This is a genomic window from Caballeronia sp. BR00000012568055, assembly GCF_029439455.1.
Lineage (GTDB): Bacteria > Pseudomonadota > Gammaproteobacteria > Burkholderiales > Burkholderiaceae > Caballeronia.
Genome location: NZ_JAQFVG010000301.1, coordinates 44828 through 62936, shown reverse-complemented (window position 1 = coordinate 62936; position 18109 = coordinate 44828). Strand labels below are relative to the sequence as shown.

14 protein-coding genes are annotated in these 18109 nt (G+C 60.1%); 11 read left to right on the top strand and 3 right to left on the bottom strand.

All coding sequences use genetic code 11. The features are described from left to right. Nucleotides 1-41: 41 nt before the first annotated feature. Nucleotides 42-2570, top strand: a complete 2529-nt coding sequence (locus P7F28_RS19565; protein ID WP_277186239.1) for a hypothetical protein — start codon at nucleotides 42-44, stop codon at nucleotides 2568-2570. Nucleotides 2571-2664: 94 nt separating this feature from the next. Here the strand turns inward: P7F28_RS19565 and clpA are convergent, their stop codons facing one another. Next, nucleotides 2665-4968, bottom strand: a complete 2304-nt coding sequence (gene clpA, locus P7F28_RS19560; protein ID WP_277186238.1) for an ATP-dependent Clp protease ATP-binding subunit ClpA — start codon at nucleotides 4966-4968, stop codon at nucleotides 2665-2667. Next, nucleotides 4965-5279 (bottom strand): ATP-dependent Clp protease adapter ClpS, encoded by a 315-nt coding sequence (clpS, locus tag P7F28_RS19555; protein ID WP_014190611.1) that lies wholly within the window; start codon nucleotides 5277-5279, stop codon nucleotides 4965-4967. Before clpS ends, clpA begins: the two co-directional genes overlap by 4 nt. A gap of 512 nt (nucleotides 5280-5791) precedes the next feature. Here clpS and cspD point away from each other — a divergent pair. Beyond that, entirely contained in the window at nucleotides 5792-5998 is a 207-nt protein-coding gene (gene cspD, locus P7F28_RS19550; RefSeq protein ID WP_008351201.1) for a cold shock domain-containing protein CspD, read from the top strand. Between the two features lie 195 nt (nucleotides 5999-6193). On the opposite strand, the gene icd is transcribed toward cspD, so the two are convergent. Continuing rightward, nucleotides 6194-7447, bottom strand: coding sequence for an NADP-dependent isocitrate dehydrogenase (gene icd, locus P7F28_RS19545; RefSeq protein ID WP_277186237.1), 1254 nt, complete (start codon nucleotides 7445-7447; stop codon nucleotides 6194-6196). Between the two features lie 210 nt (nucleotides 7448-7657). Between icd and P7F28_RS19540 the strand changes: the two genes are divergently transcribed. The 9 genes from P7F28_RS19540 (at nucleotide 7658) to P7F28_RS19500 (ending at nucleotide 18071) form a co-directional block, all read left to right on the top strand. Further along, complete coding sequence (locus tag P7F28_RS19540) at nucleotides 7658-8227, top strand: pseudouridine synthase (RefSeq protein ID WP_277186236.1); 570 nt, start codon at nucleotides 7658-7660, stop codon at nucleotides 8225-8227. Between the two features lie 386 nt (nucleotides 8228-8613). Beyond that, nucleotides 8614-8820 carry a hypothetical protein gene (locus P7F28_RS19535; RefSeq protein ID WP_074169340.1) on the top strand — a complete coding sequence of 69 codons (207 nt, stop codon included), beginning with the start codon at nucleotides 8614-8616 and terminating at the stop codon, nucleotides 8818-8820. A 214-nt stretch (nucleotides 8821-9034) separates the two neighbouring features. Continuing rightward, a complete protein-coding gene (locus P7F28_RS19530; protein ID WP_277186311.1) occupies nucleotides 9035-9496 on the top strand; it encodes a DUF192 domain-containing protein in 462 nt (153 codons plus the stop codon). A 172-nt stretch (nucleotides 9497-9668) separates the two neighbouring features. After that, nucleotides 9669-11774: an elongation factor G gene (gene fusA, locus P7F28_RS19525; RefSeq protein ID WP_277186235.1), complete on the top strand. Its 2106-nt coding sequence runs from the start codon at nucleotides 9669-9671 to the stop codon at nucleotides 11772-11774. Between the two features lie 91 nt (nucleotides 11775-11865). After that, complete coding sequence (locus P7F28_RS19520; protein WP_277186234.1) at nucleotides 11866-12351, top strand: cupin domain-containing protein; 486 nt, start codon at nucleotides 11866-11868, stop codon at nucleotides 12349-12351. Nucleotides 12352-12475: 124 nt separating this feature from the next. Then, a complete protein-coding gene (locus P7F28_RS19515) occupies nucleotides 12476-14143 on the top strand; it encodes an ABC transporter substrate-binding protein (RefSeq protein WP_277186233.1) in 1668 nt (555 codons plus the stop codon). Then, entirely contained in the window at nucleotides 14144-15151 is a 1008-nt protein-coding gene (locus P7F28_RS19510) for an ABC transporter permease (RefSeq protein WP_277186232.1), read from the top strand. It abuts the gene before it with no gap. Next, a complete protein-coding gene (locus tag P7F28_RS19505) occupies nucleotides 15148-15999 on the top strand; it encodes an ABC transporter permease (protein WP_277186231.1) in 852 nt (283 codons plus the stop codon). Before P7F28_RS19510 ends, P7F28_RS19505 begins: the two co-directional genes overlap by 4 nt. After that, nucleotides 15996-18071 carry an ABC transporter ATP-binding protein gene (locus P7F28_RS19500; RefSeq protein ID WP_277186230.1) on the top strand — a complete coding sequence of 692 codons (2076 nt, stop codon included), beginning with the start codon at nucleotides 15996-15998 and terminating at the stop codon, nucleotides 18069-18071. The genes P7F28_RS19505 and P7F28_RS19500 overlap by 4 nt, the downstream gene beginning before the upstream one ends. Nucleotides 18072-18109: the final 38 nt, after the last annotated feature.

The window sequence follows — 18109 nt, the reverse complement described above, 5'->3', positions numbered from 1 at the left end:
CGCTCGTGAATTGAATCTCGAAAACCGATTTCGGAGGATGTATGAATATCAAATACGATGCCGTTGTCGCAGCCGGTGCGACCCAGTATTACGGTGACATGGTTGTTTCCAATCTTCGCTATGACGACGGCAGCAAGGTCAGCGTAAAAAGCTATCTGAAGATGACCTTCAATGCGCCCGCAGCGGTAACGGGGACTGATATCTACGCGACCGTCCAACCCTGGGTCGGGACGAGCGCGACGGCGGAGTCGACGGCCATCGGCACGAATCTGTATTCGGTCACGGCCACGATCACATTCGCTTCACCGCATACGATGGGCTCGACCGACAACATCACCATTGGCATAAACGGCGATCTGACGCAGAACGCGAACACGTACCTTCAGTCTTTCGTCATCGCGGCCGATCAGGAACCGAACGTCAACGGCACAGTGACCGTCAACTGCGCCGCTGCGCCCGATCCGGCCTTGCAGAGTATCGCGCCGCAGATCACGTTCATTCGCGGTTCACAGCAAACCGTAGTTCCATTGACCTACGGGAAAGCAACTTCCGTGACGCTTCCGCAGGGTGACTATCAGGTTACCGGCAGTAACGTGCAGACAAGCGATCTGACCGTGATCGCGCCGCTCGTCATCGCGCCCACTACGTTCTCGCTGGCGACGGGAGGAAGCACGACAGTGAACGTCACTTTCGGCACGGTTCAGCGCAGCAGCGCGCTCGATATCGCCATCGGCAATCTGAGCGGCCTCGAAACGGCGACGCTCAACGTCGCAGTCACGGATACGAGCAGCGGCAAGACGCTGGCATCGTTCAGCAGTCCGACTAATAAGACGACGAAACTGCGGCAACTCCCCGCCAGTGGCACGGCATCGATCAAGATCGATCCGATCAATCTGAACAACAACACTTACGCGTTCAACGTGCCGAACGTCAAGCTCGAAGGCACGCTCCAAACGGTGACGGTCTCGGACGCGCAAGTCACGCGCACGCCGGCCAACACGACCGGCTTCGTATCCGTGCCGATCTCCGTCAGCACGGATACCACCTTGCCTCAACAGATCACTGTGACGCTTTCGAGCAGCGCGATGAGTTACGCGCGGACCATTTCCGTCGAAACGTATAAGACGGACTTCGGCATGCCGGTCAAGCCCGGCAACTATTCGGTGTCCGCGCCGCCGTTCCTCGTGAGCGGCACGGTCTACGTGCCTAACGCGCCTGCGCAATTCACGGTGCCGACCGGTGGCGGCGCGACGCTTAGTGTCGCTATCGAAAAATCCGCCAATCTCAACGTGAAGGGATTTCCCTCGTTCATGTCGTTCGGCGGATGCGTGGATCTCACGCCCAACAATGGCGCCGATGTGATCGCCGCGCGTGCATCGGCCATCTTCGTTTATGCGGGATTCGACGGCGCAGGCGACGCGAACCAGTATCTGACCGATGACACCAACACCCGGTCGCTGATCGCGCTGGCGCGCTCGGTGGAGACGAGTCTGCCGGGGCAAACGGTGCTGCCCGTACCGATCTCGTACACCTGCAACCTCTCACTCGGCGATACACCGACCATCCTCGCCAACGCCGACGCGCACGCGCACAGTTTCGCCAACTACATTCTCGCGTTGAACATCGCGAACTCGAATTCGGCGGGCCATCCGGTGCCGGCAGGTTTCATCGTGAATCCGGATTTTCTGGGCGCGTGTCAGCAAGGCGGCTTCGGCGCGACCTACAAGATGCCGGTGCGCGCGCCCTTGCAGACTGCGCTCGATCACTGGAGCGTGAAGAACACGATCCCCAACTCGATCACAGAAGATATCAAGGGCTATGTCGCGGCGGTCAACTGGCTCACGCGCACGGTCGCGCCCAGCGTGACGTTCGGATGGCAGGTCAATCTGTGGGGCGTTGGCGCGTCCGAATGGATTTACAACAGCGGCACCGAACCCGCCGACAACGCCAAATTGACCGCCGACTACATCACCAGCCTGGGCGTCTACAGCGGCGACAACAAGCCCGATTTTCTGGCGATCGACCGCTACGAAGCCGATGACTTCACCCAGCGCGGATACCTCAACGGCTATTGCTATGGCCCGCGCGAATGGCAGCGCTTTTTCGACTTCGTGCAAGGTCTGAGCCGCGCGCTGAAGCTGCCGGTGATGCCGTGGCAGATTCCGGCGAGCCACATTCCGACCACATCGGATCAGGTGAACGCCGACTTCGACAGCCAGCATTGGGGCACAGGCGGCAGTTGCATTCTCGGCGATAGCGCGATCGGCACGGACTATCGCAACGTCAATCCGACGCTGCTGGCCTTTACGTTCCCGACGAACTGGCAACCGTATTACGGCGGAGCAACGGTGCAGGACATGTTTATCCGCGATACGCCGTTCGACATCTCTCAGCCGCTCTACGGCGACTTCCCGTTACGCGGCATCTTCTCGATGCTGCTCGGCGGCGGTTCGACGACCGGCATCGTCTCGTCGATCGGCGATCCGTCACCGTGGGTGCGCAATAAGCTCAATGCGTATATGAACGCGCCGATTCCGCTCGGCGCGACCGTGCCGAAACGAACTGGTTGAGCGTGCAATGCGCGCCGCTTGCGAGCGGCGCGCACAAAAGAAAACGGCGCGAACCAGAAAGTTCGCGCCGTTTTTGTGACTACCTATTGATGCATCAATCTACTTCGATCGTCTCAGGGTTCGGTGAACGCGGCGGCGAGGGATTCTCGTCGAACGTCAGTTGAACCTTGTCTTCGGCATCCACATCGACGGTCACGCGACCGCCATTCAGCAGCTTGCCAAACAGCAGTTCGTCGGCCAGTGCACGACGGATCGTGTCCTGGATCAGACGCTGCATCGGACGTGCGCCCATCAGCGGATCGAAACCGTGCTTGGCGAGATGCTTGCGCAGCGCGTCGGTGAAGACGGCATCGACCTTCTTCTCGTGCAGTTGATCTTCCAGCTGCATGAGGAACTTGTCGACCACGCGCAGGATGATTTCCTCGTCCAGCGAACGGAAGCTGATGATCGCGTCCAGACGATTGCGGAACTCCGGCGTGAACATGCGCTTGATGTCGGCCATTTCATCGCCCGACTCGCGCTTCGCCGTGAAACCGATCACCGCCTTGCCCATCGCTTCCGCACCCGCGTTCGTCGTCATGATGATGATGACGTTGCGGAAGTCGGCCTTGCGTCCGTTGTTATCCGTCAGCGTGCCGTGGTCCATCACCTGCAGCAGCACGTTGTAAATATCCGGATGCGCCTTCTCGATTTCATCCATCAGCAGCACGCAGTGCGGCTTCTTGGTGACGGCTTCAGTCAAGAGACCGCCCTGGTCGAACCCGACGTATCCCGGCGGCGCGCCGATCAGCCGGCTCACCGCGTGACGCTCCATGTACTCGGACATATCGAAGCGCAACAGTTCGATGCCCAGCGTGAACGCAAGCTGCTTGGCCACTTCGGTCTTGCCGACGCCCGTCGGACCCGAGAACAGGAACGCGCCGATCGGCTTGTCCGTCTTGCCCAGACCCGCGCGCGCCATCTTTATCGATGCCGACAGCGCGTCGATGGCCGGATCTTGCCCGAACACGACCGCCTTCAGATCGCGATCCAGCGTCTGCAACTTGCTGCGATCGTCCTGCGACACGCTCTGCGCCGGCACGCGCGCGATCTTCGAAATGATCTCTTCGATCTCGCCCTTGCCGATGGTCTTCTTCTGCTTCGACTTCGGCAGAATGCGTTGCGCCGCGCCCGCTTCATCGATCACGTCGATCGCCTTGTCCGGCAAATGACGATCCGTGATGAAGCGCGCCGAGAGTTCAGCCGCCGCCGACAGCGCACCCGACGAATACTTCACGCCGTGATGCTCTTCGAAACGCGTCTTCAAGCCACGCAGAATCGCAACGGTCTGCTCGACCGAAGGCTCGGTGACATCGACCTTTTGGAAACGACGCGAAAGCGCCGCGTCCTTTTCGAAGATGCCGCGATATTCCGTGAACGTGGTCGCGCCGATACACTTCAACTGACCCGACGACAACGCCGGCTTCAGCAGATTCGAGGCATCGAGCGTACCGCCCGAAGCTGCACCCGCGCCGATCAGCGTATGAATTTCGTCGATGAACAGAATGGCGTGCGGACGCTCTTTCAGTTCCTTCAGCACCGTCTTCAGACGCTGCTCGAAGTCACCGCGATACTTCGTGCCTGCGAGCAACGCGCCCATATCCAGCGAATACACTTGCGCGTCCGCGAGAATGTCCGGCACTTCGCCGCGTGTGATGCGCCATGCGAGGCCTTCGGCAATTGCCGTCTTACCCACGCCGGCTTCACCGACGAGCAGCGGATTGTTCTTGCGGCGACGGCACAGTACCTGCACCACGCGCTCGACTTCCAGTTCGCGGCCGATCAGAGGATCGATCTTGCCGTCCTTGGCGAGCTGGTTCAGGTTCTGCGTGAATTGCGCAAGCGGCGTTTCCTTCTGCGCAGCGGCGTCTTCCGATTCCGGATTCGCTTCGCTGCTCGCCTTGGCGGCGTCGCCACCGCTGGTCTTCGCAATGCCATGCGAAATGAAATTCACGACATCCAGACGCGTCACGCCCTGCTGCTGCAGGTAGTACACCGCGTGCGAATCCTTCTCGCCGAAGATCGCGACCAGCACGTTCGCGCCGGTCACTTCCTTCTTGCCATTGGACGTCGATTGCACGTGCATGATCGCGCGCTGAATCACGCGTTGGAAACCAAGCGTCGGCTGAGTATCGACGTCGTCCGTGCCGGGCACGGTCGGCGTGTTGTCATGAATGAAATTGCGCAGGTTCTGACGCAAATCTTCAATGTTGGCTGCGCAGGCGCGTAGCACTTCAGCCGCGGTCGGATTGTCCAACAGGGCGAGCAGCAAGTGCTCAACCGTTATGAACTCGTGCCGCGCCTGACGTGCTTCCATAAACGCCATGTGCAGACTGACTTCCAGTTCCTGGGCAATCATGCTTCCTCCATCACGCACTGCAGCGGATGCCCCGCCTGCCGTGCATGGCTAACGACTTGCTCAACTTTGGTCGACGCAATGTCACGCGTGTAGACCCCACAAACTCCCCTGCCTTCGCGATGAACCTTCAGCATGATCTGCGTCGCAGTCTCACGATCCTTATTGAAGTATTCCTGCACGACCATCACGACGAATTCCATCGGCGTGAAGTCGTCATTCAGCAGCACCACTTTGTACATGGCCGGCTTCTTGAGCTTCTGCTCTTGCCGCTCCAGTACCGTGCCATCCTGCTTGTTGGGATTAATCGCCATACACCCATTCTAAACGCACGAACTCGCCCGCAATCACCGCTCCCGCACTCCGACCGCCCGGTCGGAATATGTTGCCGATTAGCGTGAAACTGCTGACACGGTTCATCGAATCCTGCCACGCCGATACTCAGCGCGGCCCGCTTGCACCTCGTCGAATCCAGTATCGCACAGCTTCAAAAAAAACAAACTGAACCCCAAAGGCCAAGCGCAGGCAGTACCACACAAGTGAGACGATTATGCGACTTTTCAAGATGCCGTGCTTGGACGGGACCGCACACGCAATGCAGGAATTACCCTACAAATGCGACATCTGCAACGAGCTTAACGGCTATCCCAAAAATTCCTTGACACCTGATTTAAGAGCTTTAACAATCAAACTGGCACTTTTTTCCGGGGGCCTCCGGGCGAAGGCCGAGGTGGGCCAGTGAGGAGGTGGCGGTTCACAATGTGGGGTGTGCCGTCGGGCTTTTCGAGCGGCTCTGGTTGCGACAAGAGTTAGAGGGGATGTACGAATGTCTACTGGTACGGTCAAATGGTTTAACGACGCGAAAGGCTACGGATTCATCACGCCCGATGAAGGCGGCGAGGATCTGTTTGCACATTTCTCGGCGATTCAAATGAACGGTTTCAAGACGCTCAAAGAAGGACAGAAGGTTTCTTTCGAGATCGTCCAAGGACCGAAGGGCAAGCAAGCATCGAACATCCAGGACGCGGCCTGACCGTTCGATTGCCTTTGCCTCGTGAAACCCGGCCTTTTGTGCCGGGTTTTTTTATTTTTGCGCGGCGTATTCAGTGCCCGTTTTGTGATGCGTCATATTGCATATTTCTCCGGCGAATAAAAGCCCCGGACTCCATAAGGATTTCCGGGGCTTTATAAGCTTATGCGCCAATTCGATGAAGCTAATGCCGAAGCATCACATATTCTCGATCATCACCTCACCAAATCCTGAACACGAAACCTGCACTGCGCCTTCCATCAATCGCGCAAAGTCATAAGTCACGCGCTTGGACAAAATGGATTGCTCCATCGATTGAATGATGAGATCCGCGGCTTCGGTCCAGCCGATATGTCGCAGCATCATTTCAGCGGAAAGAATTTCGGAGCCGGGATTCACATAATCCTTACCCGCATATTTCGGCGCGGTGCCGTGCGTGGCTTCGAACATCGCGATGGAATCCGACATATTCGCGCCCGGCGCAATGCCGATACCGCCGACTTCCGCCGCCAGCGCATCCGAAATGTAATCGCCGTTCAGGTTGAGCGTGGCGATGACGTCGTATTCGGCGGGACGCAGCAGAATTTGCTGCAGGAAAGCGTCCGCGATCACGTCTTTCACGATCACGTCGCCGCCCTTCGGATTCTTGACGCGCATCCACGGGCCGCCATCGATCAGTTCGGCGTTGAATTCTTTTTGCGCCAGCGCGTAACCGTAGTCGCGGAACGCGCCTTCGGTGTACTTCATGATGTTGCCCTTGTGCACCAGCGTGACCGTGCGTCGGTCATGATCGAGCGCGTACTGAATGGCCTTGCGCACCAGCCGCTCCGTGCCCTCGCGCGACACCGGTTTGATGCCCAGCGCCGACGTTTCCGGAAAGCGAATCTTGTTGATGCCCATCTCATCGCGCAGAAACGCGATCACCTTCTTCGCTTCCGGCGACCCGGCCGGCCATTCGATTCCCGCATAAATATCTTCCGAATTCTCGCGGAAGATCACCATATTGACCTTCTCCGGCTCGCGCAGCGGCGACGGCACGCCCTTGAAGTACTGCACCGGACGCAGGCACACATAGAGATCGAGCTGCTGCCGCAACGCGACATTCAGCGAGCGGATGCCGCCACCGACGGGCGTCGTCAGCGGCCCTTTGATCGAAACGAGATAGTCCTTCACCACTTCGAGCGTTTCGTCGGGCAACCACACGTCCGGGCCGTAGATTTTCGTGGCCTTCTCGCCCGCGAACACTTCCATCCACGCGATCTTGCGCTTGCCGCGGTACGCCTTCTCGACCGCTGCATCGACCACTTTCAGCATCACCGGCGTAATGTCCACGCCCGTGCCATCGCCCTCGATATACGGGATGATCGGCCGATCCGAAACGTTGAGCGAGAAATCCGCGTTGGCGGTGATTTTGTCACCGTCCGTCGGAACCTTGATGTGCTGATACGGCATGGTCTACTCCAAAGATGGCGGGCTTGTCGGAAGCTGGCTGGATGAAGTGATGATGCGATGCGCGGGACGCAACATGCAGCGAGATTGTCATTCTAACCATGCTCGCGGCGCGACGGGCGGCCCCGCCCGTGCTCTTATATATAAGACAAGGCAGCGTTCGATTATGCATTAAGATGCCGCACGCTCTTGGCCTCACCGACTCTTCCCGACATGCCTCTCATCGCCCTGAACAAGCCGTTTGGCACGATCTGCCAGTTCTCTGCGCACGAGACGCGCGCGTCGCTGGGCGACTGGGTGAAGACGCCGGGCGTGTATCCCGCAGGACGACTCGATGCCGACAGCGAAGGCCTGCTGCTCCTCACCGATGACGGCGCGTTGCAGGCGCGGATCGCGGAGCCGCGGCACAAGCTGGTAAAGCGCTATTGGGCGCAAGTCGAAGGCGCACCCGATGATGCCGCCCTCGCGCATCTCGCCCGAGGCGTCGATCTGGGCGATTACGTCACGCGTCCGTGCCGCACGGCGTACGTCGCACAAGAGCAAGCCGATGCACTCTGGGACCGCACGCCGCCGATCCGCTACCGTGCAGCGATCCCGACCACGTGGATCGAACTCGCTATCACCGAAGGCAAGAATCGGCAGGTGCGCCGCATGACGGCGGCGGTCGGTTATCCGACGCTGCGGCTCGTACGGGTCGCGATCGGCGCGCTCGATATCTTCACGCTCGGTCTTGCACCGGGCGACACGATCGAAGTGCCGCCGCGTTCGCCGTGGCAAGGTTGAATCCCATTCACCGATTCATACTGATGCGAAATTAGCAAGTTAGTTGACATGCATTAACCACTTTGTCACGCGAACGCGTTAAGCAATACGCGCCCAAAAATATTTTTGTTCTGCTGCGCAATTTTCTCTGTCAATCACGTCAACCGTCCGTTCCCGGCACGCGTTAAGGGCCACAGATGCCGCGCAAAGCCATCCGGCATGAATGGATGAAACCCTTTCGAATTGCCTGTGTGCTCCAGGCTTTTTGAAAGGCACCAGACGTTCACAGTCTTATCGATTTGCTTTGTTCGATTCGATTGTCAACCGAAAGGTGGATGGCTCGTTTACCGACATGACTCAATGACCGGGTCGTTTGGTTAAATTAACTCAAGCTGAGGATTCACAAGATGAACAAACTGATCGCTGCTCTCGTCGCTGGCCTGTTCGCAACGGCTGCTTTCGCACAAGAAGCTTCGGCACCGGCTGCTGCTGCTCCGGCTGCTGCTGCTTCGTCGGCTCACAAGTCGTCGGCTCACAAGAAGTCGCACAAGAAGTCGCACAAGTCGTCGAAGAAGGCTGCTTCGGCACCGGAAGCCGCTTCGGCAGCTCAGTAAGTTCGTTGTAAGAGGCGGTATAGCGAAGTCAAAAACGAGCGTTACCGCCGTTCTTACGGCGTTCAAAGGGCAGATGGCCGCAAGGCATCTGCCCTTTTGTTTTGCGCAGCGTGATCGCGTAACATGCGCGGGACTTTTGCCGTTTCGATCGGCGCGTCTTCAAGACCAAAGAGGGAGCATCGTGGTGAATCAAGGATTTAACTTTGCGCGTTCGATGCGCGCGCTTATCGTTGCGCTGGCATTGCCGTTCGCAGCGCTTCCGATCGCTCAGGCGCAGACCATGCCGCCGGGCGCGAAGCAGCCGTCCGACTTCCCGCGCGCCAAACTCACCGCCGGCATGTACGTGATCGATGCCGCCGTCGCCGCGAACGATCCCGATCGCGAGCAGGGTTTGATGTATCGCACGAAGCTCGCGCCGAACGAAGGCATGCTGTTCGTGTTCGGTGAAAACGCCGTGCACTGCTTCTGGATGAAGAACACGCTCATTCCGCTGTCGATCGCGTTTATTCGCGCCGACGGCACGGTGACCGATATCGACGAGATGGATGCCGAAACGGAGAACAATCACTGCCCGCGCAACAACGGCGTGTATGCGCTGGAAATGAGCAAGGGCTGGTTCGCGTCGAAGGGCATCAAGCCCGGCATGAAGATCAAGGGCTTGCCGCAGCCGCAGTAACGCGGCATCCAGGCGATAGAAAAAACCGGCGAACCACGCCGGTTTTTTTTCGCGTGAAGACGCCCGACAGCATTCCTGCAAAAAGCCTGCCGACACGCTATCCTAAAAAGATTCAGCGCGGCGGTTTCATCGGCATTCCCGGCGCGCTGCGACTCATCCACAGGAGGTTCACGTGCCCCGCAAGACTCCCATCGAGCGCTATCGGAATATCGGGATCAGCGCTCATATCGACGCCGGCAAGACGACGACGACCGAGCGCATTCTTTTCTACACCGGCGTGACGCACAAGATCGGCGAAGTGCACGACGGCGCGGCCACGATGGACTGGATGGAGCAGGAACAGGAACGCGGCATCACGATTACTTCCGCTGCGACCACCGCCTTCTGGAAAGGCATGGCGGGGAATTATCCGGAACACCGCATCAATATTATCGATACACCCGGACACGTGGACTTCACCATCGAAGTCGAACGGTCGATGCGCGTGCTCGACGGCGCATGCATGGTCTATGACTCGGTCGGCGGCGTGCAGCCGCAATCCGAAACCGTGTGGCGTCAGGCAAACAAATACAAGGTGCCGCGCATTGCCTTCGTCAACAAGATGGATCGCGTGGGCGCGGACTTTTTCCGCGTGCAGCGGCAGATCGGTGAGCGCCTCAAAGGCGTCGCGGTGCCGATTCAGATTCCCATCGGCGCGGAGGAGCATTTTCAGGGCGTGGTCGATCTCGTCAAGATGAAGGCGATCGTCTGGGACGATGAGAGCCAGGGCATCAAATTCAGCTACGAAGAGATTCCCGACAACCTCAAGGAAGTCGCGCATGAGTGGCGCGAGAAGATGGTCGAGGCGGCGGCGGAATCGAGCGAAGAACTGCTCGAAAAGTATCTCGAAGATCACGAGAGTCTGACCGAAGACGAGATCAAGGCGGCGCTTCGCAAGCGCACCGTTAACAACGAAATCGTGCCGATGCTGTGCGGCAGCGCGTTCAAGAACAAGGGCGTGCAGGCCATGCTCGACGCGGTGATCGATTATCTGCCCTCGCCCGTCGATGTCCCCGCGATTCTGGGCCACACCGAAGACGACGAAGAAGCCGAACGTCATCCGAGCGATGACGAGCCCTTTTCGGCGCTGGCCTTCAAGATCATGACCGACCCGTTCGTCGGCCAGTTGATCTTCTTCCGCGTGTATTCGGGCGTGGTCGAATCGGGCGATACGGTCTACAACCCGGTCAAGGAGAAGAAGGAACGCTTAGGGCGAATCCTGCAGATGCACGCCAACGAGCGCAAGGAAATCAAGGAAGTGCGCGCAGGCGATATCGCGGCGGCGGTCGGTCTCAAGGAAGCGACCACCGGCGACACGCTTTGCGATCCGAACAACATCATCATCCTCGAACGGATGATTTTCCCGGAGCCGGTGATCTCGCAGGCGGTCGAACCGAAGACCAAGGCCGACCAGGAAAAGATGGGTATCGCGCTGAATCGGCTGGCGCAGGAAGATCCGTCGTTCCGCGTCACGAGCGATGAGGAATCCGGCCAGACCATCATCTCGGGCATGGGCGAGCTGCACCTCGAAATTCTCGTCGATCGGATGAAGCGCGAGTTCAACGTCGAGGCGACCGTCGGCAAGCCGCAGGTGGCGTATCGCGAAACGGTGCGCAACAAGGTCGAAGGCGTGGAAGGCAAGTTCGTCAAGCAATCGGGCGGACGCGGCCAGTACGGCCACGCGGTCGTCACGCTGGAGCCTGCGCCGGGCAAAGGCTACGAATTCGTCGATGCCATCAAGGGCGGCGTGATTCCGCGCGAATTCATCCCGGCGGTCGATAAAGGCATTCAGGAGACGCTCAAGGCCGGCGTGCTGGCGGGCTATCCGGTTGTCGATACCAAGGTGACCTTGACGTTCGGCAGCTATCACGATGTCGATTCGAACGAAAACGCCTTCCGCATGGCCGGCTCGATGGCCTTCAAGGAAGCGATGCGCCGCGCCAAGCCCGTGCTGCTCGAACCGACGATGGCCGTCGAAGTGGAAACGCCCGAGGAGTTCATGGGCAACGTGATGGGCGATCTGTCCAGCCGTCGCGGTATCGTGCAGGGGATGGAAGATATCGCGGGCGGCGGCGGGAAGATCGTGCGCGCTGAAGTGCCGCTGGCCGAAATGTTCGGCTACTCGACTTCGCTGCGTTCGCTGACGCAAGGCCGCGCCACCTACACGATGGAGTTCAAGCACTACGCCGAGACGCCGAACAACGTATCGGAGGCGATCATCAACGCCAAGGCGAAATAACGCGCTTGTAAACGTGTAGTATCGGAAGTCCGTTGTTTGGCTCGTTGGTGGGCGGCAACGGACTTTTTTATCCCCAGACGATAAAACCGCTATGAGCGACGCACATCACGAACACGTTGATTGGCGCGAAAACGGCGTCAAGGTCATCAAGGGCGATCAGCTCGACACCAACACCGCGCAGACGCCGGGCATGAACCGCGCCGCCGCCATCAATGCCGCGCGCGTCGGCGCGCAGAAAATCTGGGCGGGCACCGTCACGATCCATCCGAATGCCAAGACCGGCGCGCATCATCATGGCGCGCTGGAGAGCGTGATCTATGTCGTGCGCGGTCAGGCGCGCATGCGCTGGGGCGAGCACCTCGAATTCACGGCCGAAGCCGGTCCGGGCGACTTTATCTTCGTGCCGCCGTATGTGCCGCATCAGGAGATCAACGCGCGCACCGACGAGCCGCTCGAATGCGTGCTCGTACGCAGCGATAACGAAGCCGTCGTCGTCAATCTGAATATCGATGCCGTGGAGCAACCCGAAGAAGTCTATTGGGTCGATCCGATCCACAAGCATCCACACGATCATTGAAGACTACTGAAGCTCGCTGAACGCGGCGCGAATCTTGCTGACCATGCCCGAATGCGCTCGAAATTTCGGGCGCGCGCGCATGCTGATCGACCTATAAAAACTCCGCATACGGAAACCTGATCCGATGAAGAAATCTTCGACCGACGCGCATTCTCTTTCGCTGGACGCCATTCGTCCGCAAGCGGGCGAATCTGGCAATCACGCTATCGATGAATTCAAGGCCGGGCGTCTCTCCCGACGCGAATTGCTGCGTCATGCTGGCATGTTGGGCTTCGCGTTTTCCACCGGCATGCTCGGCATGTCGGGCGCGGCGCGTGCACAAGGCGCGGGCAAACCGGGCGGCACCATTCGCATCGCGCATTTGACGCCGGCGGGCGCGGTCGATCCGCTCACCGTCACCGATGCCTCCGGTCTCGCGCTCATCAATCAGACCGGCGAATTTCTGATCGATGACGACAGCGAGCATCTCGCGCTGCGTCCGGCGCTGGCGCTCTCGTGGTCATCGAACGCGAAGGGCGATGTGTGGACATTCAAGCTGCGTCCGAACGTCAAGTTCCACGACGGCCAGACCATGACCGCCAAAGACGTCGTCGCGACCTTCAACCGCTTGTCGGATCCAAACGCGGGATCGGCGGCGCTCTCGGTGCTCAAGGGCGTGTTGTCGAAAGATTCGGCGAAGGCCGTGGACGATCACACCGTCGAATTCCACCTCGACGCGCCTAATGGCAATTTCCCGTATTACGTTTCCTCGAATACGTATAACGCGGTGATTCTCCCGGCGAATTTCAGCGGTCCGTACGAAAAATCGTTCATGGGCACGGGCGCGTTCAAACTGGAAAAGTACACGCCGAAAGTGGGCGCATCGTTCGTACGCAATCCGGATTATTGGGGCGAGAAAGCGCTGCCGGACCGCACGCAGTTTTCCTTCTATGCCGATCAACAAGCGCAACTGCTCGCCATGCAAGGCCGTCAAGCCGATGTCATGGGCGACTTCACCGTGCAAGGCGGCGTATCGGTGCTGACGAATCCGCAGTTCAAGGTGCTCGGCACGAAGTCCAGTTCGCATCGGCAGATTCATATGCGATGCGACTCGGCGCAGTTCAAGGACAAGCGCGTGCGGCAGGCGCTGGCGCTATCGATCAATCGCGAAGTCATCGTCAAGGGCTTGTTCAAGGGACGCGCGCAGGTCGGCAACGACAGCCCGTTCGCGCCGGTGTTTCCGTCGAGCGATCTGAGCGTGCCGCAGCGCAAGTTCGATATCGCCCAGGCCAAAAAGCTGATGAGCGATGCAGGCGTCGCCAATGGTTTCGATGTCACGCTCACCACTGAAAAGTACATGGAGATTCCCGATCTCGCGGTCGTCGTGCAGAACGCGGCGAAGGCGATCGGCATTCGCATCCAACTCAAGGTCGAGAGCCAGGACTTGTATTACGGCTCGGGCACCTTCGGCAAATCGGATTGGCTGGATTCGCCGCTGGGCATTACGGATTATGGGCATCGCGGCGTGCCGAACGTGTTCCTCAACGCGCCGCTGACGAGTGGCGGCACGTGGAACGCGGCGCACTTCAAGAATCCGCAATACGACAAACTCGTCGCGGATTTTGTCGCGGCGCTGGACGTGACATCGCAGAAGAAGATTTCGGGCGAAATCCAAAAACTTTTGCTCGATGAAACGCCGGTCGTGATCCCCTACTTCTACGATCAGTTGATCGTCACGCGTTCCAACGTCAGCGGCGTGCGCTTCAACGCGATCTCGCAGATGTGGTTCGACCGTGCGCAGGTGAGTGCGTAAATGAGCACGCTTACGCCGACGGCCCGCCCCGCCGACTTCGCCCGAGTGAAGCGCATCGTGCGCTTTGTCGGCGTGCGCGTGCTGCTGGCGCTCATCACGCTCTGGCTGCTGTCGATGATCGTCTTCGCGGGCGGCCAGTTGCTTCCGGGCGATGTCGGCCGCGCGATTCTCGGTCCACTAGCCGATGCACGCGCGGTCGCGGCGCTGAATCATCAGCTCGGCGTCGATCGTCCTTTGCTGACGCAGTATTCGAGCTGGATCAGCCACTTCCTGCGTGGCGATATGGGCGAGTCGTACGCGTTCCGCGCGCCGGTCGCGCCGTTTATCGGCAATGCGCTGTGGAATTCGGCGAAGCTCGGTGCGCTGGCGTTTATCGTCGTGGTGCCGCTGGGTATCGCGGGCGGCGTGTATGCGGCGTTGCATTCGGGACGATGGATCGATCGCGTCATCAGCATCGGCGGATTGACGGCGACGGTGGTGCCGGAATTCGTTTCATCGATCGTGCTGATTCTGATTTTCGGCGTGTGGCTGCAATGGCTGCCGATCGAAGCGACCGCGCCCGCCGATGCCGGTGTCTTCACGCAACTCAAGCATCTGATCTTGCCCGTGCTGCCGCTGGTGTTCGTGTTCTTCGGCTATATCGCGCGGATGGCGCGTGCGGGCACGGTCGAAGCATTGGATGCCGATTACACGCGCACCGCGATCCTCAAAGGCCTGCCGCGTCATGTCGTGATTCTGCGTCACGTGCTGCGCAACGCGTTGCTGCCGACCGTCACCGTCGCCGCGACGCAGCTCGGTTACATGATCGGCGGACTCGTCGTGGTGGAAACGCTGTTCCACTATCAGGGCATCGGCTCGCTGATTTACAGCGCCGCACAAGCCAAGGACTTTCCGATGCTCGAAGCCGGCGTGCTGACCATCGGCGTGATTTATACGGCGGCGAATTTGATCGCGGATGCGCTGTATGTCGTGCTGAATCCGCGTCTGCGGACGGGGGATGCGCGATGAGCACGCTTGCATCGATAAAGCCGCGTCGCTTCGAAGCGTTAGGCGCGCTGACACGTTCGCTCACGTTCGATCTCGGCGTGCTGATCCTGCTGTTCTGGGTCGTGTGCGCGCTGTTCGGCCACTGGATCGTCCCGCTCGATCCCTACGCATCCGATCCGCTGAACTCCCTCACGCCGCCATCCGGCGAACACTGGTTCGGCACCGATCAACTCGGACGCGACGTGTTCGCACGCGTGATCGTCGGCTCGCGCGACATTCTGACCATCGCGCCGCTGGCGACCTTGCTCGGCACGGCGGCGGGCACGGCAATCGGTTTGATCGTCGGCTATTTCGATGGCTGGGTCGATGCCGTGATCGGCCGCGTGATCGATGCGATGCTCGCGCTTCCGCTCGTTATCGTTGCGCTGCTCGCGCTCGCTGCAGTCGGCGCAAGCAACACGACGGTGATCCTCGTGATTGGCCTGACCTTCGCGCCGATCACCGCGCGCACCGTGCGCGCCGCCGTGCTCGGCGAACGCCATCTCGACTACGTGCTCGCGGCGCAATTGCGCGGCGAGAACGCGCTGTACATCATGTTCGCGGAGATTCTGCCGAACGTGCTGCCGCCGATCATCGTCGAGGCGACGGTGCGGCTCGGCTACGCCATCTTCGCGGTCGCGACGCTATCGTTCCTGGGCTTCGGCATTCAGCCACCGTCCGCCGACTGGGGCCTCGCGCTGTCCGAAAGTTATACGCTGATGGCCGGCGGCGCATGGTGGACCGTCGTGTTCGATGCCGCCGCCATCGCTTCATTGGTGATCGCGGTCAATCTCGTCGCCGACGCCGTACAAGGAGTGCTCGACCGATGAACGGACCGCCGCCATCGGCTTTTCCCACGTTCGGCGCCGCCAAAGGCGATCAGGCCGATGCGCTGACCATCGTCGGACTGACGGTCACGTATCGATCGCGCGGACGCGAGCGTGAGGTGCTGCAAGACGTGACCTTGCGCGTAAAGCGCGGCGAAGCGTATGGGCTCGTCGGCGAATCCGGTTGCGGCAAGTCGACGGCGGCGCTCGCGGTGCTGCGCTATCTGCCGCGTAACGGACGGATGAAGAGCGGGCATATCAACATCGGCGGGCGCGATGTGGCGTCGTTGTCGGCGGAAGCGCTGCGTGAAATGCGCGCGAACGCGGTTTCGATGGTTTATCAGGATCCGGGCCGCGCGCTGAATCCATCGCTGACGATTGCGCGGCAAGTATCGGAAGCGTTCGAGGCAAGCGGCGCGTCGGCGGCGGAAGCGCTCGAGCGCACGGCGGATATGCTGAAACGCGTGCGGATCGCATCGCCGGAACGGGTGATGGATAGTTATCCGCATCAATTGTCGGGCGGCATGCAGCAGCGCGTGGTGATCGCGATGGCGCTGGCATGCAATCCCGCCCTGCTGATTCTCGATGAACCGACCACCGGACTCGATGCCACCGTCGAAGCCGAAGTGCTCGATCTGATCGCGCAACTACGCGCGGAACTCGGTACGGCAGTGCTGTTCATCAGCCATAACCTCGCGGTGATCGGCCGCATGTGCGACCGCGTCGGCGTGTTGTATGCGGGCAAGCTGGTGGAAGAAGGCGCAACCGCCGATGTCTTCGCCAAACCGCGTCATCCGTACACGGTCGGCTTGCTGCGCTGTCTGCCGCGCGAAGGCCGGAGCAAGGAAACCGGCCGTCTCGATACGATTCCCGGTTCGCTGCCGCTGCCGGGATCGGTGACGCAGGGCTGCATCTTCGCGTCGCGCTGCAAACTCGCCGACGAGCGATGCGCGAAGGATGCGCCGCCGCCGTATCGTATCGCGGCGAAACATGGCGATCAGATGGCGCGCTGTCATTATCACGAGCGTGCGGAAAGCCTGCCACGATCATCGGACGAAGCGCCGGTGCCGGTCGCCGCATCGGAAGAAAAAACGCTCGCGCTTTCCGCCCGCAATCTCTCCAAAACCTTCGATGTCGGCGATGAACAAGTGCGCGCGGTGCACGATGTATCGCTCGATCTGGTGCAAGGGGAAACGCTCGGATTGGTCGGCGAGTCGGGCAGCGGCAAGACGACGCTTGCGAAACTGCTGCTCGGCCTCGTCGCGCCCGACAAAGGCGCAACGCTCGAACTCGATGGCGCGCATCTTCCCGAACGGGTGACGCAGCGCAGCGGCGAGCAGGTGAAGTCGCTGCAAATCGTGTTTCAGAATCCGGATTCGGCGTTGAACCGGGCGCATTCGGTGCGTCAACTGATCGCGCGGTCGCTGTCGAAACTCGCCGCGCTGCATGGCGAAGCGAAGGAAAAGCGCCTGCACACATTGACCGAAGCCGTGCGTCTGCCCGAGCGATATCTCGGCTCGCGCACGCGGCAATTGTCGGGCGGATTGAAACAGCGTGTGGCAATTGCACGCGCGTTCGCGGGCGATCCGCGCGTAGTCGTCTGCGATGAACCGACCTCCGCGCTCGACGTCTCCGTGCAGGCCGCGATCCTGAATCTGCTCGCGGATTTGCAGCGCGAGCGGCGCGTGAGCTACGTGTTCATCTCGCACGATCTGCATGTGGTGCGCTATCTGTCGGATCGCATCGCGGTGCTGTATCTCGGGCGCATCATGGAACTGGGCGCAGCCGCCGATGTGTTCGACGGCCCGCAACATCCGTACACCGAAGCGCTGCTCTCCTCCGTGCCATCGCTCGATGGCACACAAGCCACGCGCATCCGTTTATCCGGTGAATTGCCAAGCGCGGCGAATCCGCCATCGGGATGCGTGTTCCACACGCGCTGTCCGCGCAAGATCGGCGCGATCTGCGAAAGCGAAACGCCGCCGTGTCGCGAGGCAGGTAATGGCCATGTGATTCACTGTCATATTCCAGTCGATGAGCTTCGTGTGATGCAGAAAGGCGAGCGCGTCACTTAGGCATCGAGCGGAACCAAAGCGCCCCGGAACCCTCTCAA